The following is a 1,297-nucleotide window of genomic DNA, read 5'->3' on the forward strand; positions in this document are numbered from 1 at the left end:
CAGCCCCCTCAGCCTCGGCATCGCTCGCCGAGCGCCTAGACGGACTGCTGTTCTTCCCCGTGACCGCCTATGGGCCCGATGGCGCCCTGGACCTCGCCGTGTACCGCACCCATGTGCGCCGGGGCATCGAGGCGGGCGCGGGGGCCGTTTTCGCGTGCTGCGGGACGGGGGAGTTCCACGCGCTGACCCCCGAGGAATTCCACGACTGCGTCACCGTGGCGGTGGAAGAGGCCGCGGCGGTCGAGGCCGCGGGCGGGGTGCGGGTGCCGGTCGTCGCGGGCGCCGGATACGGGACGGCGCTCGCCATCCAGTACGCCAAGCTCGCGGAGCAGGCGGGGGCCGACGGGCTGCTCGCCATGCCGCCGTATCTGGTGGTGGCGGACCAGGAGGGGCTGTTCCGGCACTACACCGCGCTGGCCGGGGCGACGGGGCTGGACATCATCGTCTACCAGCGCGACAACGCCGTCTTCGCGCCCGGGACCGTGGCCCGGCTGGCCCAGGTCCCGGGGATCATCGGGCTGAAGGACGGGCTCGGCGATCTGGATCTGATGCAGCGGATCGTGAGCGCGGTGCGGGAGGCCGGAGCGGAGGAGGGGTTCCGGTACTTCAACGGGCTGCCCACCGCCGAGCTGACCGGGCTGGCGTACCGGGCGATCGGGGTGACGCTCTACTCGTCCGCCGTCTTCTGCTTCGTACCGGAGGTCGCGCTGGCGTTCCACCGGGCGTTGACGGCCGGTGAGGACGACGTCGTCAACCGGCTGCTGGACGGCTTCTTCCGGCCGCTCGTCGAACTGCGCAACCAGGGGCGGGGATACGCCGTTTCCCTGGTCAAGGCCGGAGTGCGGTTGCGCGGGCTGGACGTGGGCGAGGTGCGGGCGCCGCTGAGCGAGCCGAGCGCGGAGCATGTGAAGGAGCTGACCGAGCTGATCGAGCGGGGCTTGGAGCTGGTGGGGGAGGGTGGTGTGAGGTGAAGTCCTCCGCCTTTGTGTACCCGTGGGACGTGGTGGGCGACCCGGACGCGGCGGCGCGCATCGCCGACCTGGGCGTACAGCAGGTCACCCTGGCCTCGGCGTACCACTCGACGCGGGCCCTGACCCCTCGGCACCCCGAGCACCGGATCGTGACGGCGCGGCACGCGGCCGTGCTGTATCCGCCGGACGCGGGGCGGTGGGCCGGGCGTGCGCTGCGGCCCTACGAGCAGACGTGGGTGGCCGGGGTCGACCCCTTCGGGGAGGCGGGCGAGGCGTTGGCCGGGGCCGGGCTGGAGGTGCACACGTGGGTCGTGCTGGCCCATAAC

General features: G+C 72.9%; 1 protein-coding gene and 1 pseudogene. Both read left to right on the forward strand.

The features are described 5' to 3' along the window. Positions 1-971: 5-dehydro-4-deoxyglucarate dehydratase (locus SSOG_RS34395; protein WP_245606439.1), on the forward strand; the 971-nt coding region annotated here is incomplete at its 5' end. Continuing rightward, positions 968-1,297, forward strand: a pseudogene (locus tag SSOG_RS34400) (hypothetical protein); the annotation flags it as partial. The gene SSOG_RS34395 and the pseudogene SSOG_RS34400, both read left to right, overlap by 4 nt.

The organism is Streptomyces himastatinicus ATCC 53653, assembly GCF_000158915.1.
Classification (GTDB): Bacteria; Actinomycetota; Actinomycetes; order Streptomycetales; family Streptomycetaceae; genus Streptomyces; species Streptomyces himastatinicus.